The organism is Aquabacterium sp. (assembly GCF_036273115.1).
Taxonomy (GTDB): domain Bacteria; phylum Pseudomonadota; class Gammaproteobacteria; order Burkholderiales; family Burkholderiaceae_C; genus Aquabacterium.
In genome coordinates this window covers 51,565-77,122 of record NZ_DASUIN010000019.1, presented here as the reverse complement: position 1 = coordinate 77,122, position 25,558 = coordinate 51,565, and the positions used below count along the sequence as shown (strand labels likewise).

Annotated in this window: 15 protein-coding genes and 1 tRNA gene; 8 read left to right on the top strand and 8 right to left on the bottom strand. The window is 61.7% G+C overall.

What is annotated here, in order from left to right; all coding sequences use genetic code 11:
* Positions 1-8: 8 nt before the first annotated feature.
* Positions 9-2,084: a methionine--tRNA ligase gene (gene metG, locus VFW72_RS07290; RefSeq protein ID WP_329673621.1), complete on the bottom strand. Its 2,076-nt coding sequence runs from the start codon at positions 2,082-2,084 to the stop codon at positions 9-11.
* Positions 2,085-2,213: 129 nt separating this feature from the next.
* Between metG and apbC the strand changes: the two genes are divergently transcribed.
* The 3 genes from apbC to VFW72_RS07275 all read left to right on the top strand — a co-directional run bounded on the left by apbC (position 2,214) and on the right by VFW72_RS07275 (position 6,849).
* Complete coding sequence (gene apbC / locus VFW72_RS07285; RefSeq protein ID WP_329673620.1) at positions 2,214-3,341, top strand: iron-sulfur cluster carrier protein ApbC; 1,128 nt, start codon at positions 2,214-2,216, stop codon at positions 3,339-3,341.
* A 6-nt stretch (positions 3,342-3,347) separates the two neighbouring features.
* Positions 3,348-5,963: a PAS domain S-box protein gene (locus VFW72_RS07280; RefSeq protein WP_329673619.1), complete on the top strand. Its 2,616-nt coding sequence runs from the start codon at positions 3,348-3,350 to the stop codon at positions 5,961-5,963.
* A 121-nt stretch (positions 5,964-6,084) separates the two neighbouring features.
* Positions 6,085-6,849 (top strand): response regulator, encoded by a 765-nt coding sequence (locus VFW72_RS07275; RefSeq protein WP_329673618.1) that lies wholly within the window; start codon positions 6,085-6,087, stop codon positions 6,847-6,849.
* Positions 6,850-6,911: 62 nt separating this feature from the next.
* Here VFW72_RS07275 and VFW72_RS07270 read toward each other — a convergent pair whose 3' ends face one another.
* Positions 6,912-8,333, bottom strand: coding sequence for a sensor histidine kinase (locus VFW72_RS07270; RefSeq protein WP_329673617.1), 1,422 nt, complete (start codon positions 8,331-8,333; stop codon positions 6,912-6,914).
* A gap of 219 nt (positions 8,334-8,552) precedes the next feature.
* Here VFW72_RS07270 and VFW72_RS07265 point away from each other — a divergent pair, with 219 nt between their 5' ends.
* Genes VFW72_RS07265 through VFW72_RS07255 form a run of 3 tightly spaced genes read left to right on the top strand, consistent with a single transcriptional unit; the run spans position 8,553 to position 16,696 of the window.
* The gene (locus VFW72_RS07265; protein WP_329673616.1) at positions 8,553-12,533 is read left to right on the top strand and encodes a response regulator; all 3,981 of its coding nucleotides are present in this window, start codon (positions 8,553-8,555) and stop codon (positions 12,531-12,533) included.
* Positions 12,530-14,752: a putative bifunctional diguanylate cyclase/phosphodiesterase gene (locus VFW72_RS07260; RefSeq protein WP_329673615.1), complete on the top strand. Its 2,223-nt coding sequence runs from the start codon at positions 12,530-12,532 to the stop codon at positions 14,750-14,752. Before VFW72_RS07265 ends, VFW72_RS07260 begins: the two co-directional genes overlap by 4 nt.
* A 27-nt stretch (positions 14,753-14,779) precedes the next feature.
* Positions 14,780-16,696, top strand: a complete 1,917-nt coding sequence (locus tag VFW72_RS07255; RefSeq protein ID WP_329673614.1) for a GGDEF domain-containing protein — start codon at positions 14,780-14,782, stop codon at positions 16,694-16,696.
* An 11-nt stretch (positions 16,697-16,707) separates the two neighbouring features.
* Here the strand turns inward: VFW72_RS07255 and VFW72_RS07250 are convergent, their stop codons facing one another.
* Positions 16,708-18,258, bottom strand: coding sequence for an NAD(P)H-hydrate dehydratase (locus VFW72_RS07250; protein WP_329673613.1), 1,551 nt, complete (start codon positions 18,256-18,258; stop codon positions 16,708-16,710).
* 118 nt (positions 18,259-18,376) lie between these two features.
* Here VFW72_RS07250 and VFW72_RS07245 point away from each other — a divergent pair, with 118 nt between their 5' ends.
* A complete protein-coding gene (locus tag VFW72_RS07245) occupies positions 18,377-18,727 on the top strand; it encodes a YggL family protein (protein WP_329673612.1) in 351 nt (116 codons plus the stop codon).
* 6 nt (positions 18,728-18,733) lie between these two features.
* On the opposite strand, the gene VFW72_RS07240 is transcribed toward VFW72_RS07245, so the two are convergent.
* The 4 genes from VFW72_RS07240 to VFW72_RS07225 all read right to left on the bottom strand — a co-directional run bounded on the left by VFW72_RS07240 (position 18,734) and on the right by VFW72_RS07225 (position 21,544).
* On the bottom strand, positions 18,734-19,804 hold the full coding sequence (locus VFW72_RS07240; protein ID WP_329673611.1) for a GGDEF domain-containing protein: 1,071 nt from the start codon (positions 19,802-19,804) through the stop codon (positions 18,734-18,736).
* 16 nt (positions 19,805-19,820) lie between these two features.
* On the bottom strand, positions 19,821-20,483 hold the full coding sequence (locus tag VFW72_RS07235) for an NAD(P)H-binding protein (protein WP_329673610.1): 663 nt from the start codon (positions 20,481-20,483) through the stop codon (positions 19,821-19,823).
* 122 nt (positions 20,484-20,605) lie between these two features.
* Positions 20,606-20,695 (bottom strand) — tRNA-Ser (locus tag VFW72_RS07230).
* Positions 20,696-20,716: 21 nt separating this feature from the next.
* Complete coding sequence (locus VFW72_RS07225; RefSeq protein ID WP_329673609.1) at positions 20,717-21,544, bottom strand: symmetrical bis(5'-nucleosyl)-tetraphosphatase; 828 nt, start codon at positions 21,542-21,544, stop codon at positions 20,717-20,719.
* 62 nt (positions 21,545-21,606) lie between these two features.
* On the opposite strand from VFW72_RS07225, the gene VFW72_RS07220 reads away from it, so the two are divergent.
* Positions 21,607-22,899: a hemolysin family protein gene (locus tag VFW72_RS07220; RefSeq protein WP_329673608.1), complete on the top strand. Its 1,293-nt coding sequence runs from the start codon at positions 21,607-21,609 to the stop codon at positions 22,897-22,899.
* On the opposite strand, the gene VFW72_RS07215 is transcribed toward VFW72_RS07220, so the two are convergent.
* Entirely contained in the window at positions 22,876-25,440 is a 2,565-nt protein-coding gene (locus tag VFW72_RS07215) for a DNA internalization-related competence protein ComEC/Rec2 (RefSeq protein WP_329673607.1), read from the bottom strand. The two genes, VFW72_RS07220 and VFW72_RS07215, sit on opposite strands and share 24 nt — an antisense overlap.
* Positions 25,441-25,558 lie beyond the last annotated feature (118 nt).

Genomic DNA, 25,558 nt, shown 5'->3' with positions numbered 1-25,558 from the left:
TCACGCCATCAGCGAATGCGCATGCCTGGTTGTGCCCCAGGGAAAGGCTCAAGCACAAACACCCCAGGGTTGGCCTTTTCATCGGCATGTGACGCGGCCAGCACCATGCCTTCCGACACGCCGAACTTCATCTTGCGCGGAGCCAGGTTGGCCACCATGACCGTCAGCTTGCCGATCAGGTCTTCAGGCTTATAGGCTTCCTTGATGCCGCTGAATACATTGCGTGTACGGCCCTCACCCACGTCCAAGGTCAGGCGCAACAGCTTGGTGCTGCCTTCCACGTGCTCGGCATTCACGATCTTGGCCACCCGCAAGTCCACCTTCACAAAATCATCGATGGTAATGACCGGGGCAATGTCCTCTCCGCCTGGTTTCGGCAATTCAACAACCGGGGCAGGAGGCGGCTCGAACAGCGCATCCAGCATCTTCACGTCCACACGCTGCATCAGGTGCTTGTATTCGCCAATCACATGGGCGCCCAGCAACTTGGCTGCATCATCAAAGCCCATGGCATCCACCTTCAGGAAGGCTTCCACATTGGCAGCCAATGCCGGCAAAACCGGCTTGAGGTAGATGCTCAACAAGCGGAAGGCTTCAATACAGACCGTGCACACCTCTTGCAAACGGGCATCTTGACCTTCTTGCTTGGCCAGTTCCCAGGGCTTGTTGGCGTCAACGTATTCGTTGACACGGTCGGCCAGCAGCATGATCTCGCGCAGCACCTTGCCCAGTTCACGTTGCTCGTACTGCTCTGCAATGGCCGTGCGACCCGCCTGCAATTGGCTCAACAGCGCTTGCCCATCGGCCCCAATGGCGGCCGTCAACTGCCCAGCAAAACGCTTGGCAATGAAGCCTGCAGCGCGGCTGGCGATGTTGATGTACTTGCCCACCAGGTCCGAATTGACCCGGGCCATGAAGTCGTCTTTGTTGAAGTCCACGTCTTCCACGTTGGCATTCAACTTGGCGGCAATGTAGTAGCGCAGCCATTCTGGGTTCATGCCCAGGCTCAGGTACTTCAAGGGGTCCAGACCCGTGCCACGGCTCTTGGACATCTTTTCACCGTTGTTCACGGTCATGAAGCCGTGCACGTTGACCTGATTCGGCAGCTTGCGGCCGCTGAACTTCAGCATCGCGGGCCAGAACAGGGTGTGGAAGTAGGTGATGTCTTTGCCGATGAAGTGGACCTGCTCCACATTCGGGTCAGCCATGAACTCGTCAAAACTGCGGGTCTCGCCATACCTGGCTTTTGGTCCCCCTGCGGCAAAGTAGCTCTTCAAAGAGGCCAGGTAGCCAATTGGCGCGTCCAGCCACACATAGAAATACTTGCCCGGCGCATCCGGGATCTCAATGCCGAAATAAGGCGCATCGCGGCTGATGTCCCAGTCGCCCAAGCCGCCTTCGCCGTTTTCATCCTTGGTGAACCACTCGCGAATCTTCTTGGCCACAGCAGGCTGCAACTTGCCGTCTTGTGTCCAGCTTTGCAGGAAGTCGAAGCAGCGGGGATCAGACAACTTGAAGAAGTAGTGATCCGAGGTTTTCAGAACAGGCGTGGCGCCAGACAGCGCCGAGAACGGGTTCTTCAACTCGGTGGGGGCATACACCGCACCACACACCTCGCACGAATCGCCATACTGGTCCTTGGCACCACACTTGGGGCACTCGCCCTTGATGAAGCGATCGGCCAGGAACATGCCCTTTTCTGGGTCAAAGAATTGCTCGATCGGGCGCACATCGATCAGGCCTTCGGCCTTCAATGCCCTGTAAATGCTCTGTGCCAGTTCATGGTTCTCGGCACTGTCGGTGCTCGACCAGTGGTCAAAACTGATGTGAAACCCATCCAGATAGGGCTTGCGACCCGCTGCAATATCAGCCACGAACTGCTGCGGGGTTTTGCCAACCTTCTCGGCGGCGATCATGATGGGGGCACCGTGCGCATCGTCGGCGCCGACAAAATGCACCTGATTGCCCTGCATGCGCTGGAAACGCACCCAGATATCGGCCTGGATGTATTCCATGATGTGGCCAATGTGGAAATGGCCGTTGGCGTAGGGCAGCGCGGTGGTGACAAAAAGCTGGCGTGGCATGGTTCGGCAATTTGGGGGGAGACCCTGATTTTAGGGCGCGCTAGACTGACTACCCTGGCAACTTGCCTCAAACTTGCATCTTCGCCCTTGTTTTACGAGCTGGCCGTACACCAGCTTTCTGTTTTTTGCATGAATTCGACCGCTTTTACCCCCTCCTCCCCCCTGGAAACCGCTGCAGTCGAGGCCCTGCGCGCGGTCAACGACCCTTTGACAGGGCAGGACTGGGTCAGTGGGCGGCAATTGCGCTCGCTGAAAGTGAGCGACGGCGTGGCTCAGGTTCACATCACCCTGGGCTATCCCGCTCGTTCCCGTTGGGCTGAGTACGCCGACTTGATCGAACAAGCTTTGAAGTCGATCCCCGGCATCAGTACCGTCGAAGTCAGCTGGAGCACCGAAGTACAAACGCACGCGGCGCCTCGTGGGCAAGCCCCCCTGCCTGGCGTACGCAATGTGATTGCGGTGGCATCAGGCAAAGGCGGCGTCGGCAAAAGCACCACCGCCGTCAACCTGGCCCTGGCTTTGGCCGCCGAGGGCGCCAGCGTCGGCTTGCTGGATGCCGACATCTACGGCCCCAGTCAGCCCCTGATGCTGGGCCTGAGCGGCAAACCCGAAAGCCCCGACGGCAAGACCATCAACCCACCAGTCAATCACGGCATTCAGATGATGTCGATCGGCCTGCTGATTGACGAAAACGCCCCGGCCATCTGGCGCGGCCCCATGGCCACCCAGGCCCTGGATCAGTTGCTGCGGCTGTCCAACTGGGGGCAGCCCAATCACCCGCTCGACTACCTGATCGTCGACATGCCCCCCGGCACGGGCGACATCCACCTGTCGCTGAGCCAGCGTGCGCCCCTGACGGCCGCGGTGATCGTGACCACCCCACAAGACATCGCGCTGCTCGACGCCCGCAAAGGCTTGACCATGTTCGAGAAAGTCAGCGTGCCCGTTCTGGGTGTGATTGAAAACATGGCGGTGTACCACTGCCCCAACTGTGGCCACGAAGCTCACATTTTTGGCGAAGACGGCGGCAAGCGCCTGGCGCAGGAAACCGGGGTACCCGCCTTGGGTGCCATGCCATTGGATCTGAACATTCGCGTGCAGGCCGACAGCGGCCGCCCCACGATGGTGACAGAGCCCGATGGCCGCGTGGCCCAGCTCTACCGCGGCATGGCACAGCGTCTGGCCGCAGGCCTGTCGCGCCTGCCCAAAGACTATTCAGGCAAGATGCCTGGTGTTGTCGTTCAACCCAAGCCCTGAGCACCAATGAACCCAGCAGTGCACGCCGACGATGCCTGGTTTGATCTGGTGCCCTTGGCCATGCTTGAATTCAACGAGCATGGTCAGGTGCAGCGCAGCAATGCGGCATTGAGCCGTTTGCTGGGTCATGCCGTTCCGCCCGGGACCACCTTGGCACAGGCCAGCCCCGCACTGCAACGGCTCTGTGGCTGGGATGCCCCCTTGACCCTGCTAGCCCTCGGCCCCGAGGATGGCCCCCTCAAAGGCCAGGCCACGCTGCCCCGACAAATGGGGCAAGGCCCGGGCAAACCGGTGAACAGCCAGGTCTGGAATCAGGCACAGGTTGACCCGGCGCGCCCACGCCGATACCTGTGTGCAATCCAGGAAGCCCAGGGCTCTACCTCCATCGCCTCGGGCCAGGCCAGCATGACCATTCAAAGCGGGGCAGACAAAGGCTTGAACCAGGAACAGTTGCTGCACGAACTCAGCACGATTCTGGACAGCACGCCCGCGGGCATTGCCTACATGCGCGGCGATGTGGTGCTGCGCTGTAACCGCCGCTTCGAACGCATGCTGGGGCTCACGCCCGGCACCACAGCCGGGCAACGCATCGACACCCTGGTCACCAAAGATCCCCGCATCAACCGGGTCATGACGCAGTCCACATCCGAACTGCGAAGCGGGGGGCAGTATGAAACCGAGCTCGAAATCGTGGTGCCCGGGCAAAACCCGCGCTGGTACGGACTGTCCTTGCGCCGTATTGGTGATTCGCGCGCCCAGCTTGAAGTCATCGCTGTCTTGTCCGACATCACCCGCATTCGCGCTCAGCAAGCCCAGTTGCAAGCTTTGGGGCGTGACCGCGACCTGATGTTTTCGCTCTCCGGGGTGGGCATTGCCTTCGTGCGCGACGGCATCATCCAGAGCGCCAACCCCGCCTTGTCGCACCTGATCGGCGACGAGTCGGGCAGCCTGGTGGGCCGCAACCTCACCGGCTTGTATGCCACCGAGGTCGACACCAACTCCGAGCCAGACGTCATGAGCGTGCTGCGCAGCCTGGGCCACTGGCAAGGCGAGCGCGCCCTGCGCCATCGCCGCGGCACACCGCTGTGGGCGGAAGTGGCGCTGCGGCTGGTGAACCAGAACCGCGCCGAGGAAGGCTTCATCGCCTCTTTCGTGAATGTGGATGACCGCCACCGCGCTGAGCAGAACCTGACCTTGCAGGCTGACCGTACCCGCGCGATTCTGGACTCGGTATTCGTGGGCATCGTGACCCTCGACAACCAAGGCATTGCCTGGATGAACCGCTCGGCCCGGCGCATGTTTGCGGGTGATCTGGCCGATTTCGTGGGCCAGCCGCTGAGCACGGTCGCCACCTCCGATATCGACCATCCATTCCGGATGACCGACTATCTGGAGCACCTGCAAGACGGTCAGACCCACACCTTCGAATGCCAGGTGGTAGGCCGCGATGGCCGCGTGTTCTGGGTGGTGGGCAATGCCGTTGTGACCCTGGGCGAGTTCAACCAGCGGCAGATCACCTACGCCCTGCTCGACATTGATCGTCGCCGCCAGGCCGAAGCCCAGACGGCAGAAGCACAGGCCACCCTGCAGCGCATCATCGAGATGGCGCCCATGGCCATCACCCTGATGGATGCCCGCACCCTGAAAGTCGTTCAGACCAATCAGGCGGCATCGGCGTTCCTGCAAATGGACTCGTCCAAAGCCTTGGGCATGGGTCCCGAAGACCTCTTCGAGACCAACCGTGCCCGCGTGATGCGCGACGACATGCATGCCAGCCTCGACAACGGACAGCCCTTGCACCGTGAGTATGTGGTTGCGGGCAAAGCCGCCAACCAGATCTGGGACGTGAACTATCAACCTCTCCACCGCGAGGGGCAGGCCGTTGACCAGCTGTTGCTGGTGGCCACCGATGTCACCGAACAACGCAAGGCTGAACAGGCCCGACTCGATGCCGCCATTGCTCAGCGCGAAATGCTGGTCAAGGAAGTGCACCACCGCATCAAGAACAACCTCCAGGGTGTCGCGGGGTTGCTACAGCAAATCGCCGCCCGCAAGCCTGAGGTCGCGGCAGTGATCTCCGAGGTGGTCGGGCAGGTACAGGCCATCGCCCAGGTCTACGGCCTGCAGGTTGGCGCAGGTGGCCCCCTGCGGCTGAAAAACGTGATCGAGGCGATCTCCAATTCCGTGCAGCGCACCTTCGGCCGCCCGATTTCACTGACCTTCGAAGGTGAGCATGTCGGGGAATGGCTGCTGCCCGAAGCCGAGTCGATCCCGATCGCCTTGAGCTTGAACGAACTGCTGACCAACGCTCACAAGCACGGCAACCAGGCCACACCGCTGGTCTGCCATGTTCACAGCCAGGAATCCCAGGTGAGCATTGACATTCACAACCAAGGCAAACTGCCCGAAGGGTTCAACCTTGCCAGGGTGCCTGGAGGTGTGTCGGGATTAGGCCTGGTGCGCGCCCTGCTGCCTCGCCGCAGCTCCAAATTCAATCTGAGCCAGGAAGGCGAGCACGTTCTGACCCACATTGAATTGACGCCACCGGGTATTCATTTACCGCAAATCCCCCACGCATCAGGTGCAGCCTCTGGCCATCAGATCGCTCTTTGGCCACAATAGGCGTTACAGGGAATACCTCGCGAATATTCAATCCGTTAAACGGCGATAATAACAGCCCGCAAAATCAGCGGACGGGCAGTCACAGAGGGTGTGCGTGGAGAACAAAGGCAAAATTTTGGTGGTGGACGATGATCGGCTGGTCTTGGCTACGCTGACGCATGGTCTGTCCCAAGCAGGGTACGAGGTCATCGACGCCGATAACGGGGACGACGCCATTTTGCTTGCACGTCAGCACCGCCCTGAACTGGCCCTGCTCGACATCCGCATGGAAGGCAAGTCCGGCTTCGACGTCGCCGCGTACCTGCGCGAGTATTGCCAGATCCCGTTCATGTTCCTGTCGGCTTTCACCGACGAGGCCACCGTCAACCAAGTCAAGAAGCTGGGGGCCTTGACCTATCTGGTCAAGCCGCTGGACATTCAGCAAATCGTCCCGGCGGTCGAAGCGGCTTTTGCAAACCGAGCCAAAGCCCCTTCTCTGCAGGCTGTCCCCGCCACCGGTGGCAGCGAATCCTCCGGGGCTGACGCGAAAGTGGCCGCGGCGACGCCGGCTGCCTCACCCGCGCCATCCGCACCTGTGATTGCCACTCAGGCTGAGTTACTTGCGCCTGCCGCACCCGTTGTGGTGACCGCGGCGCCCCCCAAGCCCGCAGTCGCGCAAGCCCCCACGCCCCCTGCGGTGCCCGCTCCTGCCACGCCCAGCAACAACCCGCTGGACCAACCGGTCGCGCTCGCAGTGGGCATCGTGATGCATCGCCACTCGCTGACGCGACAAGCAGCGCTAGACAAGCTCACGCAACAAGCCACTCAGGAAGGTCGCACCCTCGATGCCTTGTGCGATCGGCTACTGGGCGCGCAAGAAGTCCTGGCGGGACTCGGATCGATTTGATCGGAGTGGTAAGGGCGGCGCGAATCAACCGCCCTCACCCAGCCCATGAGGGCTGACCAAGGTCAAGCAGCCTGGCGGGCTGCTCGCTGCTGAGCCTCCGCAGTTCCCATCAAGGTGAAATAGAAACAAGCGCCTTTTCCAGGGCTGGCTTCAGCCCACACCTGGCCGCCGTGACGTCGGATGATGTTGTGCACGCCAGCCAAGCCCACCCCCGTTCCCGGAAATTCCTTGGCGCTGTGCATGCGTTGGAACAAACCGAATAGTTTGTCAGCCCGCTGCATGTCGAACCCTGCGCCGTTGTCTCGCACGAAGAACACGGCGGGGTTCGTGGCTGGCATGACGCCCACTTCGATCAAGGGCGACTCCACCTTGGCGCTGTATTTGAGGGCATTGCTCAGCAGGTTTTCCAGCACACGCCTGACCAGGATGGGATCGGCCTCGACCGACAGGCCTGGCGCAATGTCAAATTTCGCTGCACCAGCTCCTCCCGCCATGCCCCCCATCTCGGAGACGATGTCTTCGCACAACGCGGTCAGATCAATGTATTCGCGCTGAAGGGGCGCGCCGGCCAACTGAGCTTGCGCCAGGATGGCATCGATCATCCCGTTCATGCGTGCCGCGGCCGACAAGACGCGATCCAGGTGATCCATGCCCATTCGATCGAGCACCTTGGCATAGTCTTCCTTGACGATGCGAGTGAAGCCATCGACCACCCGCAGCGGCGCACGCAGGTCGTGCGACAAGGCATAGCGCAGTACTTCCTGGTCCGACTCGGTCATGGGGGTGGGCACGACCGTTCCGTTGGACGGCGAGTCGGCCTCGACTTGCGAAACGGCAGGAGCAGACACCTTCACCGAGACAGGCTCGATCACACCGTGGTATCCGGCAAAGGCACCATCGGCGCTCCAACGAGGATGCGCTTTGACCAGGCATTGCCCCTGACTGCAACCCAATTGCTGAGGCAATTGCAATTCGACGGCCTCGACCAAGGGCTGCTGGTGCTGCATGGCAAAACGCATGCGCCCAAGCGAAGCCGCACAGGGCAACGCATCGCAATGCTGCCAGCAGTCAAACCAATTGGGGTTTTCGATCACCCATTGATGCGCCCCGTCCCAATTGGTCGAGTCGGAATCCAGCCCCATCCCGGGTTTCAGCAGTTGCAAACGATGACTGCTGTCGGTTTGCCAATACCAGCCTGTTATCCATTCGGACCAGACCGGCAGTGTGTCTGGCGGCAATACAGGTGCGGCATCATGGCGGGCCGACGATTCAGGCTCAGCGGCATGCACGGCGTCGCGCTGCAGCCACAAGCCACCCAAGCCCAGCCAGACCATGGCAATCGCCACCAGTACCCACGCCTCCAGGCCCAGCGCAGACGCGCCCGCCAGCACCCCTATTCCAAGCAGCACCCAGCAGACCCATGCTGCCAAATGCCCTTGGAAATATCGACCAAACAGGGAGGAAAAATCTTCGTCGCTCCGCATCCAAATCATTGTAAGGACGTCTGCAAGGGGTTTGTTCTGCTGGTTAAAGTTTTATCGGGCACGGTAAAGTTCGTGAAATAACTGACGATTGTTTCAAGTATGCCCCGCCGTAATCCTGGCGGTGCGGGTAACTTCCCAAGGATTGACAAGGCAATGCCGCAGGATCTGAATTCGACGCGCTCTCCCTGGCCTGTATTTTTTGGCCTGGGTGCACTGGTCATGACCACACTGTCTTACTGGCTATGGGGTTGGGCTGGTCTGGGCCTGGCTTTGTCAGGTTGGGCATCTGCCGGTATTGGGTATTTAGCCAGACAGCAGTTCGAACCGGCCCCGGATCAACCCGGAAGTACGCATCCTCCTGACAACACCTTGGTGATGTCAACGGAAGAGGATCTGGCACGCGAACGACTGGCTGCCACCGAGAGATGGCTGACGCTGAGCCGTGACATCGCCGAACTGGCCCAGCACGCGCCCTCGCTGGCGCAGGCCCTGAACCAGGTCGGCTCTGTTTTGCATCAATATCTGGGCTCTCGCGCCTGGATTTGTCTGCGCGTCGAAGGATGGAACAAGGAAGCGGCCTTGCTTCGCCCCTGGCTGGACGTCACCAGCGCCACCGGCGACCTGATCGATGTGTCGTCCCTGGCCGCGACTCAACGCGACGAACGCCCGCTGGGCCAGGCCCTGTCATCTCTGCGCCCCACGGTCAGTTCCGTCCCGGCGCAGCCCTCGGCCAATTGCCCCTGGCGCGCGCCCAACACACGCCGCGTTCTGGCCCTGCCCGTTTCGGTAGACGGCTGGCCCGTGGCCCTGCTCGAGTTTGATGACCCAGCCCAGATCACGCACGAGATCACACCGGTGCTCGACATCGCCGCCGTGCAATTGGGGTTTGTGGCACAACGCGAAGCAAACCTCACCCACATGGCGCACAGCGCCGAACATCTGGGCCGCCTGACCCTGGTGGCAACGCGCATCAGCAGCGGGGTCGCCCTGACCGATCGCGATGGCACCGTCGAATGGGTCAACACCGCGTTCAGCACCCTGACGGGCTGGCCTGAGGAAAAAGTCATTGGCCGCAAGCTGTCCGAACTGCTGTCCAAGGAAGTGACCGATGGCCGCGCGGTCAAGGAGCTGGAGGAGCAATTCGCTAAGGGCGTGCCGTTCCGTCTGCCCTATGAAGCGTCGCGCCAGGATGGTCAGGTCATCACCCGCTACTGGGGTGAGATCGATGCCATTCAGATGCTGGACGAGACGGGCTCGCGCAACCAATACGTGTGCCTGTTCACCGACATCACCAAGCGCAAGGCACAGGAGCATGTGCGCGAACAGGAACGAGAATTCCTGGAGGCCCTGCTGGGCAACCTGCCCGTCAGCTTGTTCGTGCTCGACCCAGTCAACTTGAATGTGGTGGCGATCAACCGCTACACCGAGCTGGAATTCAGTATCAAGCGCGACCGCGTGGTGGGCAAATCGATTGCGAATGCATTGGGCAATGATGTGTTACGAATGACACAGCCTTATATGCAACAAGCCGTCGAATCTGGCCAGACCATCGAACACGATTTCACATGGCAAAATGAGCAAGGCAACCGTGTCGTCAACGCGCGCCACTTCGCGCTGCGACACAGCAATGGCCGCCCCCGCTTGCTCATTTCACTGGTGAGAGACATCACAGCTTCGCGTCAGGCTCAGGCCGATCTGGAAGAATCTGAACGTCGATTCCGCGAACTGGTGGAGTCGATGGAAGACTGTGTCTACGTGGCCAGCGAGCATCGCAACCACTTCCACTACCTCAGCCCGCGTACGCAAGAGGTTTGGGGGGTGCCACCCGATCAGATTCTGTCCAACCCTGCTCTGGTTCGTTCGCTCCTGGTGCCAGAAGACCAACCGTTGCTGGCCGAACAGGAAATCAAGGAAGCCAACAACGAGCCCACCGATGCGCTGCTGCGCCTGCAGCACCCCACCAAGGGGCTGCGTTGGGTGCGTCATCGCACCCGCGCGCGCCGCCTGGCCGATGGTCAATCGCGCATCTACGGTCTGGTCTCTGATGTGACAGACGAACACCGGCAGGCCATGGAACTGGAGCGCGCACGCGACATGGCCGAGGCCGCCAGCCAGGCCAAGAGCCAGTTCATGGCCAATATGAGCCATGAAATCCGCACCCCCATGAACGGCATTCTGGGGATGACCGAATTGCTGTTGGGCACGCCCCTGAATGACAAACAGCGACGCTTCGCCCAGGCGGTGTACCGCTCTGGCGAAAGCCTGCTGGAAATCATCAACGACATCCTCGACTTTGCCAAGATCGAAGCCGGTCGACTCGAGCTGGCCAACAGCGATTTCGTTCTGCGCACGCTGGTTGAAGACACGCTGGAGTTGATGGCTCCGCGCGCCCATGAAAAGGGCCTGGAGCTGAGCTTCCGCGAACAGCCCGGCTTGCCTGCGGTCATTCATGGCGACCCGCTGCGCCTGCGTCAGATTCTGACCAACCTGGTGGCCAACGCCATCAAGTTCACCGAGCATGGTGAGGTGGTGGTCGACATCCGTCGCGCCATTGGTTCCTCTGACACGCGCTCGGCTGGCTCCGAATCAATGGAACTGGAATTCATGGTGCGCGACACGGGCATTGGCATCCCGTCCGACATGATTCCGCGCCTGTTCAGCGCCTTCGTGCAGGCGAACGTGGGCATGGCCCGTCGCTACGGCGGCACCGGCCTGGGGCTGGCCATTTCCAAGCAGTTGGTCGAATTGATGGGCGGTCAGATCGAAGCCCACAGTGCGCCAGGGGTAGGCTCCGAGTTCGTGTTCCGCATTCCCGTGACGGTGGGCGTGACCCAAGCCGACATGGCCATGCTGGAAGAGCCTGAGATGCCCTCTTTCAACGTGCTGGTGGTCGATGACAACGAAACCAACCGCACGGTGCTGGAAAACATGCTGTCGGCCTGGGGCATGCGTGTCACGCTGGCCCACGATGGCCAGGATGCCCTCGACATTCTGATGGCCCACCCGCGTCAGGACGCCGATTTCGACCTCGCCTTGGTCGACATGAACATGCCGCGTCTGGACGGCCAGGGGCTGGCCGAGGCCCTCAAAGCCAGCGGTCGCTACCCCAATCTGAAGATGGTGCTGCTGTCGTCCGTGTCCTCGCCCGACGATGTGCGCCGCGCCCAGGAAGCCGGTTTCCAGCGCTTCGTGCCCAAGCCTTTGCGCAAGGGTGAACTTCGCCAGGCCATCTTGGGCATTTCCGCCGAATTGGGCGACACCCCGCACGAGTCGGTTCGCCTGAACAAGCACGTGCTGGTTGTGGAAGACAACGCGGTCAACCAGGAAGTGTGCAGCCAGATGCTGCGTCGCCTGGGCTGTGAGGTGAAGGTGGCCAACTCGGCCCTGGAAGGTCTGCGCCGCCTCGGCGAGCAGCGCTACGACCTGATCCTGATGGATATTCAGATGCCCGGCATGGACGGCATCGAGGCTCTGACGTGGTTCCGCAAAGGCTCGAACAACCGCTTCACCTTTGTCACCCCACCCCACACCCCGGTGATCGCTGTCACAGCCAACGCGCTGGAAGGCGATGAACAACGTTTCCTGGACCAAGGCTTTGACGACTACCTCTCCAAGCCTTTCCGCCAGAGCCAACTGCAGAAGGTCTTGTTGGAACACGCCGGCCCGGCCAATCCCGCGCCTGTGCCCGTGCCCGCCACAACCGCGGCGCCCGCAACGGGGGCAAAGGCCTTGGCTCCAACACCTGCCACCCTTCCTGTTCCCCCTGCGGTCACAGCCGCAGCGGCAGCCGCTGGCGGCATTGAACAGCCTGCGGCAACCGCCGCGGCCCCGGAAGTGTCGGTTGAAGCGATTTTTGACACCGAATCACTGCGCCGTCTGCGAGAACTCGACCCCAAGGGGGATAACAAATTGATCGAACGGGTGGCCAAGGCGTTTGAAACCTCGGTCGGCCGATTGATCCCACAACTCGAAGAATCGATCCAGGCACAGGACAATGCGGGCATTCTTCACGTCGTCCACACTCTGAAATCGTCTTCAGCCAGCATTGGGGCACTCAAGTTGTCTCAGCAGTGTGCCGAAGTGGAAACCATGATCCGTCGTCAGTCAGGCGAAGACCTGAGCCCTCGCATTCGAGACATCCCGCTTGAAGTCAACCGGGTGCTGGCGGGTTTGCGCCTGCTGCTGGAGCCCAAAGCATGACTTTGGACAACCCATTCCTGGACGACATCAACGAGCAACAGCCTCGGGTTCTTCTCGTCGATGACGACGAGGTGAACTTGCTGCTGACCTCCATCGCCTTGCGCGAGCGGGGTTTCTCGATCACGGAAGCCAGCTCAGGTGAGCAGGCTTTGCGACTGATTCCGGAATGCACCCCCGATGTGGTGGTGCTGGATGCGGTCATGCCTGGCCTGGATGGCTTTGCCACCTGCCTGGAGCTGCGTCAGTTGCCAGGCTATGAATCGGTGCCCGTGTTGATGCTGACAGGTCTGGACGACGAGGCGTCCATCACCCGCGCTTATGAAGTCGGCGCGACCGACTTTTTCGTCAAGTGCAATCAGTGGAGCCTGTTGGCCGGTCGCCTGCGGTATCTGTTGCGTGCCTCTCGCACCCGCGTCGAGCTGGAGCGCAGCAAGGCCAAACTGGCTCGCGCCCAGGATCTGGCCCGCATGGGCAGCTTTGACTGGCGCAGAGGCGCCGGTGATCTGGTGTTTTCTCTCGAGGGCATGCGGGTGTTCGGCCTGCGCCCCAATGAAAAAATGGGGCTGCGCCGCATCGTGCGCCTCATGCCAAAAGAAGAGCAACGTGGTTTCCTGCGCATCTTGCGCGAGGTGGTTGACCACGGTACGGTGCTGTGCAACGACATCCAGATCAGCTTGCCTGACGGCCGCCAGCGCATCCTGCACATTGAGGCCGAGCCCGAATTCAACGAACTGGCGAATCTGATCGGTTACACCGGCATCGTGCAGGACGTGACCGACCGGCGCGTCGCGGAAGACAAGATCAAGCACCTGGCCAATTTCGACACCCTCACCGGCCTGCCCAATCGCCGTCAGGTGTTCTGGCGCAGCGAGCGCGCCATTGAGCACGCCAAACGCTTGAATCACTGCGTGGCCTTGCTGCAAGTCGGCCTGGATCGCTTCAAGATCATCAACGAGAACCTCGGCCACCACGCTGGCGACGAACTGTTGGTGGAAGTGTCTCGCCGCCTGCGCAACTGCGTTCGCCACTCGGAACAGGTCATGGAAGGCAGCCTGGACATGAATGGCCAGCGCGTGCACCGGACCTTGGAAGCGGTGGGGCGCCTGGGTGCCGACGAGTTCGTGGTGTTGCTGCCAGAAGTGGCCAACGAGGCCGAGGCCATGGAAACGGCTGCACGCATCCTGCAGGCGCTGCGCGCGCCCATGGTCGCGTCCGGTCAGGAATGTTTCATCACGGCCAGCGTGGGCGTGGCGGTGTTCCCGTCTCATGGTCTGACGGTCGCCGACTTGCTTCGGCATGCCGATGTGGCGATGGACCTGGCCAAAACCCAAGGGCGTAACACCGCCCTGCTCTACGACCCATTGCAAGCCAGCAAGGGCCGAGTTCGACTGGACCTGGACACCGCCTTGCACAAGGCGCTGGAGCGCAAGGAACTGGTGCTGTACTACCAGCCCAAGATCGACGTTCGCACCAGCAAGATGGTGGGCGCCGAAGCCCTGATGCGCTGGGTTCGCGATGGCCAGATCATTCCGCCTAACGATTTCATTCCTTTGGCCGAAGCCACTGGCCTGATCAACGAGATGAGCCTGTGGGCCATCGGCGAAGCCGCACGCCAGGCCCAAATCTGGGAACAGCGCTTTGGCTTCAATGCGTCCATCGCCGTCAACCTGCCCAGCCGTTTGTTCGAACAACCCGACCTGGTTGACAAGATACAGGGCATCCTCAGCGACCTGGGAGTGGCTCCCCGCTCCATCGAGCTGGAAATCACTGAAACCGGCCTGATGAAGGACTTGCAGGGCGTCGTGCCCTCGCTGCACCGACTCAACCAGTTGGGCACCGAAATTTCGATTGACGACTTCGGCACTGGCTATTCGTCGTTGGCCTACCTGACCACCTTGCCCATCAGCGAGGTCAAGATTGACCGCTCGTTCGTTCGCGACATCGGTGTCACACCACAAAGCTCCGCGGTGGTGTCGGCCATCATTGCCTTGGCCCGCGCGCTGGGTTTGCGGGTCATTGCAGAAGGTGTGGAAAACATCTCGCAAATGGAAGTTCTGTTCAATCTGGGATGCCATATCTGCCAGGGATTCCTGTTTGCGCGCCCCATGCCACCGGCACAAGTGGAACAATGGCTGGCCGATACGCGCTCAGGCTTGGCCTTGCCCCGCATCGGTGGTCATGACGACACTGTCGTGATGGCCTCACACACGAATCTGTAAAAGCCTTCCTGTTCATCAGACTGGGCCATGCGCAAATCTCCGATTCACACGCCCCCGGTCAAAACACCGGCCCAAGCCCAAGCAGCCAACAAAGCGCCCAACGGTGTCAAACCCGTTGCGCCAGTCGCACCCGCCGCCAACACGCCAGCCGCCTATGCCAAGGCCGCCCTGCGTCGCATGGCAGAGCAAAGACTCGAACCCACGCCGGAAAACTACCGCAAGGCGTATGAGGCCGAGTCAGGCATCGTCGAAGAACCTGCGACCACACCGCCGGCAAGCACACCAGCCGCAACACCCGCCGCACCTGAGGTCGATACCCCCGCCAAAGAGCCCGTGGCAACGACTGCCTCGGGCGAGCACAACGAGCCCATCAGTGGCGAACGGTGGTCCAGCCTCATTACCCGGATCCTCAAGGGCTCGGAACGCGGTGGCCGTCAGTGGACGGCAGCGCGCAAGAAAGACAGCCTGCAGCGTGTGTTGCAAAGCAGTCGCAGCTCGGGTGAATTGCTGCACCAGCGCCTGAACCAGTTGGTCAGCAGCTGGGACAGCGACACCCTCGACTCCAGCCTGATCGATGCGGTGGCAGAGACACCCGATGCCCCTTCTTCTTCGGCGGCAGTCGGTTCAGCTGGCACCCACAGCGCCAGTAGTCCGACCACGGCCAGCCCCAGCGCAAATGCGGGAACCTCGACGACTGCCGCACCATCGAGCACGCAGCCCCAGGCTGCTGCGGCATGGCCTGAAATCGCCACCCACGCACTCAAACAGCTGCACGCCACCATTTCTGTGGCGCTACCAACCCAGAACATTCAGGCCGCAGAAGCCTCACTTGACCTGACCCGTGCGCTGGAGCACAGCCAGGAAGTGCCCATGCCAATGACCCGCTATGAGCTGGTGCGCGGCGAGGTCACCGACGCTTGTCACCAGGTGCGGCGCATCATCGAGCACCGCCATCATCTACTCGATCAGCTCACCGACTTGTGTCACTCACTGACCGACAGCCTGGTGGACCTGTCGGAGGACGATTCCTGGGTGCAAGGCCAATGCACTACCATGCGCCACCAGTTGACCGAGGGCCTCAACAGCCGCGGGGTGCGCCACGTGCAGCAAATGCTGGCTGACACGCGTGAGCGTCAACATGCATTGAAGCAAGAGCGCATTGCCGCGCGAACCGCCCTGAAGCAACTGATTCACCAGATGCTTCAGGAGATCGCCGAACTGGGATCGACTACCGACCGCTTCCAATCGAATCTGACGCGCTATGCCGACACCATTGGCGCCGCCGACAGCCTCGAAAGCCTGGCTGGCGTGGTGCGCGAAATGGTGGAGGAAAGCCGCGCGGTGCAGTCGGTTGTGGCCCAAACCCAATCGCGCTTGAATACCGAGCATTCGCGCGCCACCGAACTGACTGAGCGCGTCAAGCAACTGGAAGACGAAATTCGGCGCCTGTCTGACGAAGTCTCAACCGACCCATTGACGCAGATTGCCAACCGCCGCGGCATGATGCGTGCCTTCGAAACCGAGAAGGCCCGCATGGAGCGCTCAGGCGGAACCTTGTCGATCGGCTTGCTCGATGTCGACAACTTCAAGAAGCTCAACGACCAGATGGGCCACCAGACGGGCGACGAGGCCTTGAAGTTCCTGGCACGTCGCGTGGGCGAGTTGTTGCGCCCCGGTGATGTGGTGGCGCGCTACGGCGGCGAAGAGTTCGTTGTGATCCTGCCTGAGACCTCTGTAGACGAGGGGCAGCAGATCTTGACCCGACTGCAGCGCACCTTGAGCGCCGAATTCTTCACCCACGAAGACAAGAAGGTGTTCATCACTTTCTCCGCGGGCGTCACCTTGTACCGTACCGACGAGCCGATCGAAGGCGCACTGGAGCGGGCCGACATTGCCCTTTACGAAGCCAAGCGCACCGGCAAGAACCGAACCTGCACGGCGTGACCTCTAACTGATCAGGCCCAGCCGTGTAGCGATCGCAGCACGGCAGGCAGCTGCTCTGACAAGTCGTCGGCAATCAGGCCGGGACCAAACAATCGCGCGGCTTCACCGTGCACCCAGGCCGCTGCACAAGCGGCCTCCCACGCAGGCATGCCTTGGGCCAACAAGCCCGTGATGATGCCGGCCAGCACGTCGCCAGCCCCAGCGGTTCCCAACCAATGGGGCGCATTGCCATTGATGGCTGCACGCCCGTCTGGCGAGGCCACCACGGTATCAGCCCCCTTGAGCAGCACCACCGCGCCACTGCGCTGTGCGGCCCAGCGCGCACGCGCCAGCTTGTCTTGCTCCAGTCCTTGATCTTGGGGCAGGACACGACCAAACAGCCTTTGGAACTCGCCTTCATGTGGTGTCAGCACCACCCGACCCTGACACCGACTGATCGCCTCGAACAGCTCGGCAGAACGATCCTGGAAGGCTGTCAGCGCATCCGCATCCAGCACCACATTCCGACCGCTTCGCAACACGGCCAGCACGGCTTGGCGAACCTCGGCCCCTGCGCCGGGCCCAATCAACACAGACGACAGCCGAGGATCGGTCAACCATTCGGCCAGGTCATCGGCCTGCGCACGCGCCGAGTGTCCTTGGATGGCATGCACCATGATGCAGTCGAGCGACGCGGCATACACAGGCCAAGCCACTTGAGGGGCAGCCACCGTGGTCAACCCCGCGCCGATGCGTGCTGCCGCTTTCGCCGCCAGGCGCGCTGCGCCGGTCATGCGAGCGCCTCCCACCACCACAGCATGCCCACGCTGATATTTGTGCGCCTGCGCACCGTGTCCTGGCCAGGCCGAGCGCCACAACTCAGGCGTGTTCTCAAAGGTCTGTACAGCCAACTCAGGCAAGACCGCTGGCGCAATGCCAATGTCAGCGACCACGGTCCAGCCACACAAAGCCCGCCCGGGGTAAAGCCAATGGGCCGGCTTCTTGCGAAAGAAGGTCACCGTCAGGTCGGCGGCCAACGCGCCCTGCGGCTCAGGATCACTCCAACCACTGTCGCCCCACACGCCACTGGGCACGTCAATGGCCACCACTGGCACCCCGGTTTGCCTGACTTGATTGAACACGGCCACGCAGTCGGCAGGCAGTGCTCGAGCGAGCCCCGCGCCAAACACCGCATCAACCACCAGGCCCACCTGTGCAATCAGGGCCGGTGTCAGATCCGCCCACGGCAGCACCGCCTGAGGCTCACTCAGTCCTCGACCACGGCAATGAGCGAGCCAATCGTGCGCAGCCCAAAGCGCATCGCCCTTGAGCAGCGAAACCTGCCCGAACAGCGCCACTTGCACCGGCCACCCGGCCCGAGCAAGCAAACGCGCCACCACAAAGCCATCGCCACCGTTGTTGCCCGGCCCACACAGAACCAGCACTGGTCTGACAGACCATCGCGTCACCAAGGCATCGAACACGGACTGCCCTGCACGCGCCATCAATTGGGTGCCGGGAATGCCGGAGGCGATGGTCAAGGCATCGGCCCGCCCCATCTGGGCCACGCTCAAAAGCTCCACGTCGGGTTCCTTCATTGCAGAGAAAGTGACAAATTCGAGCCTATCACGATGCACCACAGCGAGGCAGTTGCTGCCTACAATGCGTCCCCTGTCTTAGCAACGAACGGAAAGAATCTCCATGGCCAAACAACGCAGCCGCCGCCTTCGCAAGAAGCTCCACGTTGGCGAATTTCAGGAGTTCGGTCTCGCCTACAAAACCGCCATCAAGGCGGGCAGCAATGAAGTGCTGTTTGTCGATGCCCTGCTCGATGAGCTGATCGACCCACGCGGCCTGGAATTCGGCGGCTGGGCGGCTGGCGGTTTCGTGTCCAAAGCCGGGCGCGGCAGCGTGACCGAAGAGGATCGTCAAGCACTCATTGATTGGCTCAAGCAACGCCCCGAAGTCGAATCCATTCGCATCAGCGGCCCGCTGGATGCCTGGTATACCGACTTCGTGACCGACGACCAACTCACGCAAGTTGCCGGCTGACCGGCTTCACTCGAACAGAGTGACTCGATTGCGCCCCGCAGCCTTGGCCAGGTACATGGCCTGATCGGCCTGTTTCTGCAGCGATTCGAGATTGCCGCCAGCACGCCCCGGTGCCACACCGATGCTGGCGGTCACACGCAAGGGCTGCTCATGGCCAATTCGTGGGCAGCTCGCCTCAATGTCTCGACGCAGGTCCTCAGCCAGGCGCATAGCCCCAGTGGCATCGGTATCGGGCAGGAAAATCACAAACTCCTCGCCCCCCACGCGGCCCAGCACATCGCTTTGACGCAGCCGTTGTCGCATCACTTCCGCCACGGTTCTCAGCACACAGTCGCCGGCATCGTGCCCGTACTGGTCATTGACTCGTTTGAAGTGGTCCAGATCGACAAACAGCACGGCGTAGCCGGTTCCGTGTCTTTCAGCCAAACGAACCAGTCGGTCGCAGGCCTGCGCAAAGGCCCGGGCATTGAGCAAGCCGGTCAAAGGGTCCTGCTCCGATAGCTGCCGCAAACGTTCATTCGACCTCAACATGCCCAGAAAGAACGAGGTCGTTTGCTGAGTGAAGACATGAAAGATCACACTCAGCGATACCAGGCTGGTGATGAAAGTCCCCAGCCCTCTGCTGGAAATGGGGGCAGGCTGATGCGGATTGCAAGCCAGAACAAGGGCCACTGACGCCACGGTAAACAAGGCACCCGCTCTGCGGCCGAGCAAGATGTAGACGCCAGCAATGAGCGAATAGAACCACACCAGGCGCAACTCATCTTGCGGCACAAACATGAAGCCCGACAGATGCACGCCCAGCGAGGCAACAGCAAACACCCACACGGCCGGAGCAAACCACTGCTTGCGCCCACGCAGTAGTGCGATCAATAAGCAACTCAGCAGGAAATAGGCTCGCACGGTCCACCGGTGCAGACCAATGCTGTTGGCGCCGGTCAGATCCCCCCCGATGAACAAGGCCAGCAAGGGCAGCCCAGCCCACATCAGAATCAGCGCGAACGCGTATTTGAAGGCCAGGTACTCTTCGGCTGCGTCAAACTGCACCCGGCCCAAAAGAACGTGCTTCCAGTTCATTGCTGCAGGTCCACCCTCACGCGCCAAACTGGTTGATCGCGGCATTCTCCAGATTCGCAGGCAGCGAGTCGGCTCGACTGAGCTGCACCATGGCTTGCCCCAATGCACGTGTGGTCGTGAACATCGATGGAACCAGCTTGCCAAACAAGCCAAGAACCGGGGCACTCAATCGGTAGGCCACTTGCCGCATGCCATGAGGTGAGACCTCGTCTTGAACCGGGCGAATGATGCCGGGGCGAAGGTTGCAGCACGCAATGCCAAGTCGTTTCAGCGCTTCTTCGGCCTCGCCCTTCACTTTCAGCGGCATCATCCAGCTGCTGGCATCGGCCCCTGCGCCCGAGACGTACAGGAATCGGCCAGTTGGGTTGGCGCGCGCATAAGCACGGGCGACTGCCAGTGTCACATCGACCGTCACCTTGCGATAAGCCTGCTCCCCCATCCCTACCGGCAGCACGCCAGCGCAGTAGAGGCAGGCATCCAGGCCCGAGAGATCGGCGCCAGACTGCTCAATGGAAGAAAAATCGCTGACCACGCACACACGCACGCGGGGGTCTTCGACGGGCATCGGCTTGCGAACCAGCAATGTGATTTGGTCAACAGACGGATCGTGCAACGCCACCTTGAGTACGCCTTGCCCGACCAAACCGTTGGCACCCGCTATCAAGAGTTTCTGTCCCATCGATCTTGCCTCGCTTGTCCGTATTCTTGTAATCATGGACCGACAGCTGGGTCTGGGCAAGGTCAGACTTGTCGCCTGAATGCAAAAAACCCCAAGTGAAATCAATCACTTGGGGCCTTGCTTGGCGGAAGCTGTGAGATTCGAACTCACGGAGGGGATAAGCCCTCGCCGGTTTTCAAGACCGGTGCCTTAAACCACTCGGCCAAGCTTCCATGCGGGGAATTGTAGCGCGGCTAGGCCGGCCCGGGCTTCTGCGCCTGCTCGCAAGGGATCTGAATCACCTCGCGCGTGGCGCCATCCACACGAACCGCAGTCAGTTGCCCGCCCCACACGCAACCGGTATCGAGCGCCAGCAAGTCATCGCGGTTGATCAAACCCAGGGTCGACCAGTGGCCGAATGCAACCGGCGTGCCGGTCGTGCGCCGTCCAGGCACCTCAAACCAGGGCATGTAGCCAGCAGGGGCGCCGTCGGCGCCTTCCTTGGTGGCGAACTCCATGGTGCCGTCGACCGAACAAAAGCGCAGACGAGTCAGGCTGTTGACCACGCAACGCCAACGGTCCACGCCTTGCAGGCTGTCATCCCATCGAGCCGGCTCGTTGCCGTACATGGTGTTGAGGAACTCGCCCAACTCGGGGCCGCGCAGCATGGCCTCCACTTCCGCTGCCAGGGCCACGGTTTGGGCGGCATCCCATTGGGGCACCACCCCAGCGTGCACCATCAGCCAGCCATGCTCGTATACGGCAAGACGTTGCTGACGCATCCAGCTCAGCCAGTTCTGGCAATCGGGCGCTTCGAGTATCGAGGCGAGGGTGTCGCTTCGATGCGGTCGGCGCACCCCATGCGCCACCGCCAGCAAATGCAGATCGTGGTTCCCCAACAAACAGGTGGCCGAGTTGCCCAAGGCGGCCAATTGGCGCAACACGCCCAACGAGTCCGGGCCGCGGTTGACCAGGTCGCCCAGCACATACAGATGGTCACGCGAGGGCGAGAAATCGATCGTCTGCAGCAGGCGCGCCAGGGGCTGGCAGCAACCTTGCAGGTCTCCAACGAGGTAATTCATGGAATGGATTCTGCTACGCTTCGCGGGTCTCGACTTTGGGCCCAGCGAGGCTGGCGCCTTTTATGGACTTAGCTCTACTGATCTTTCTGATTCTTTTGAACGGTATTTTCGCCATGTCGGAAATGGCACTGGCTGCCAGCCGCAAGGCACGCCTGCAGGTCATGGCCGAAACCGGCGACGCTGGCGCGCAAACCGCCATGACACTGCACGACAACCCCACGCAGTTCCTGTCAACCGTGCAAATCGGCATCACCTCCATCGGGGTGCTCAACGGTATCGTCGGTGAAGCCGCGTTCTCCCCTCCTTTGGCCACTTGGCTGCAACAGCATTTCCCCATCACCGAAAACGCAGCCGAGATCACTGCCACTGGCTTGGTGGTGATGATCATCACCTTCGTGTCCATCATTTTTGGCGAGCTGGTTCCCAAGCGGGTTGGGCAGATGTACCCCGAGCCTGTTGCTCGACTGGTGGCCAAGCCCATGTTGCTGCTGTCGCAACTGACGCGCCCCTTCGTGCGCTTGCTGGCTGCCGCAACCGAAGGCATTCTGAAAATCCTGGGCATCCGTGACAACGGCAGCCGCAGTGTGACTGAAGAGGAAATTGCAGCGCAGCTAGAGGAAGGCCTCGACGCCGGCGTGATCGAAGCACACGAGCACCAGATGGTGCGCAATGTGTTCCGCCTCGACGAACGTCAGATCGGTTCGATGATGATTCCGCGCAGCGACATCGCGTGGCTGAACATCGATGCCCCTTTGGAAGATAGCCTCGCCATCATTGGTGAACACGGCTATTCACGCTACCCCGTTTGCCGGGGGGGCCTGGATGACGTGCTGGGGGTCATCACCGCGCAGCAGTTGCTGCATCAACTGACCCAGAAAAAGGCCAACGACCTGTCAGACGGCCTGCTGCCCGCCGTGTTCGTGCCGGAAACCTTGTCCGGCATGGAACTGCTGGAACACTTCCGCGCCTCTGACACGCAAATGGTGTTCGTGGTGGACGAGTATGGTGAAGTCCAAGGCGTGATCACCCTGCGCGATGTGCTGGAAGCCATCACCGGTGAATTCACGCCACCAGAAGCCGAAGACGCTTGGGCGATCCAACGCGAAGATGGCTCCTGGTTGATTGATGGCCTGATTCCCGTGCCTGAACTGAAAGACCGGCTGGAACTCAAAACCATGCCTGACGAAGATCGGGGCCGCTACAACACGCTGGCGGGCATGGTGATGCTGCTGCTGGGCCGCCTGCCACAAACCACCGACGTGGTCGAGTGGGAAGGTTGGCGCTTCGAAGTGGTCGACATGGATGGCAAGCGCATCGACAAGGTGCTGGCCTCACTGCTCGAAAGCCGCGACTGACGTATCGGCTGATGTCGGGCTGGCTTGCCAGTAATGCGGCCTTTTGAGCCGCCAGCACACGTCGGTCGCCTCAGGCTGTTGGGGCCCACTGCTTCGCCACATGACCGCCCCACAGTCTGGCGTGCTCAGTAAAGTCAGACCCGAGGCACGATAGCGCTGGAGCACCTTCGGCGCAGGATGACCATAGCGGTTGCGGCGCCCCACCTGAATCACCGACAAACGCGGTTGCACGGCTTCCAAAAACTCGCGGGTAGAAGATGTTTGGCTGCCGTGATGCGGCACCAACAGCAAGTCTGCACGCAAGCTCTCTGTCCTATGCGCGACCAGATCGGCTTCCTGCCTGGCCTCGATATCGCCGGTCAACAAGGCCACCCTCCCCGACTGCGACCGCACCTGCAGCACACATGACAAGGCGTTGTCTGAGCGGTGCTCCCGCTGCGCCAAATCATCTGCCGTGGGGTGCAACACGGTGAACTGCACCCCATCCCAGTTCCATGACTGACCTGCCACACAGGTGTGCTGGGCAATTCGGTGACCGCGAGGATCACGGGCTTCCCGCAGGGGGTGCGCATCATCCAGAGACGACCTCATGCGCACCACCTTCACCGCCTGCAACACCGAAGTGGCGCCGCCCACATGGTCCGCATCACCATGGCTGAGCAGCAGCTCATCCACGCTCGACACGCCCAACCCTCGCAGCAAGGGCACCAGCACACGCCTACCCGCGTCTGATGCGCCCACCGCGGGCCCCGTATCAAACATCAGGGTATGGCTGCGCGTTTGCACCAAGGCGGCGGTACCCTGCCCCACGTCAGCGGCCAACACCGTGAACTCGCCCACCTCGGGTACGGGCCAGACACGCCACGATTGCGGCAACCAAACCAGCGGCAGCAGCAAAGGCAAGCTCAACAAGCGCCAGGCCATGCGCATGGGCCAGACCCATACGGCACCGGCCCACACAGCCCCCGCAGCGGCCCACAGGGGAAGCATGGGCACCTGCCACATCGCCCCAGCAGATTGTGCCAACCAGGTCAACCCGCCCACACTGGCCTGCACCACCGCGGCCCCCAGCGTCCACAATGGGGCCCAAGCCATACCCAGCAGAGCCAATGGCGTGATCAGCGCCGTGAACACCGGAATGGCAATCAGGTTGGCCGGCAGACTGACCCACGACGTGGCCTGAAAAAACACCAGACTCAAAGGCGCCAACCCCAGGGACACCCGCCACTGCGTGGACCACAAGCCTCCCATGGCTTGCCGCCCCAGCCCCCAGACACGCGCCATCGCAGAAGCCTTGGGGTCGGGTTGCAGCCGCACGGGTGATGGCATTGACATCAATATGCCCACGGCCACGAATGACAACCAGAATCCCGCCTGCAGGCAGGCCCACGGATCCCACCAAGACACAGCCACCGCCGCCAACAACCACACCATGGGCCAGGGCCAACGGCGCCCCGATACCCGCAAGGCGGTGAACACCAACAGCATGACCACAGTACGCTGTGCGGGCACGCCCCAGCCAGCCAAGACCGCATACATCCAGGCCGCCAAAGCCCCGCCCACCCGCGCTGCATTGGGCGAAGGAATGCGCCAGGCCAGCTTGCCTGTTCGCAACCACAAAGGCTGAATCAACCAGGCGGCCAGCCAGCCAAACATAGCCACATGCCCACCGCTGATGCTGACCAGGTGCGCCACTCCCGTCTGCCGAAACACCTCCCAGTCGGCCTGATCAATCGCCCCTTGATCGCCCACAGCCAGACCGGCCAGCACCCCTGCCAGGCGTGGGTCAGACACCTGCGCATGGATGCGGTCGCGTACCGCGCTACGGAACCGATCGACACGCCCCTGCCAGAACCAAGCGGGAGAGTCAGACACCCAACGCGCCTCGGCGGCGCGCACGTTGGCCAGCGCGCGCACACCACGCCCCCACTGCATCAACTCGGCATCGAAGCCGCCCGGGTTGGACTGACCATCCGGTGCATGCAGGCGCGCCGTGACTTCCCAGCGTTGCCCGGGGACCAAACTGTGCTCAGCGACGTCGCTTCCTGACGGATCAGGTCTGGTCAGACCTTGCCACCGAACCAGCACGCGCCTGGGCCAGGCATTCGGGCGCATCTGATCGGGCGTCATCCAGGCCTGCCCAGGCAGGCGATACGCCAGCACCCTGGCCTCAAACGACGCTCGGCTCCCTGCGCGTAACCGGCTGGTTAGTCCGGCTGGAGGCACCTGAAGCTGCACCATGCTGTCGACTTGAATTCGCAGCGCCACGCTTTGGTCCGCCCCATGGGGCGGCAGTTGCTCATGCCATAGTTCGGCCGCCCGCCATTGGGCCATGCCCCAACCCAGGCCCGCAAAGGCCAAAACACCCCACTTCGACCACTTCGCCCAGGCACTCCCCCTGCCATACCAGGCCGCCGCAAGCACGAGCAGACTCATACCCACCACGGCCACCGACATGGCCCAGGAGCTGATCTGCGCCTGATTCACCTGCCACCCGACCCCGGCCAACCATGACAACATGGCCACGAGCCACCACACCATGACAACCCTGCACTGCTGATACTGATCAGCTCAGTGTAGGATCGGCCCATTGCCGTGCGACCCCCACTAAGTGGGTTGCCCCTCCTGCGAGGGACACCGTCGCCGACTGTCGAACCCA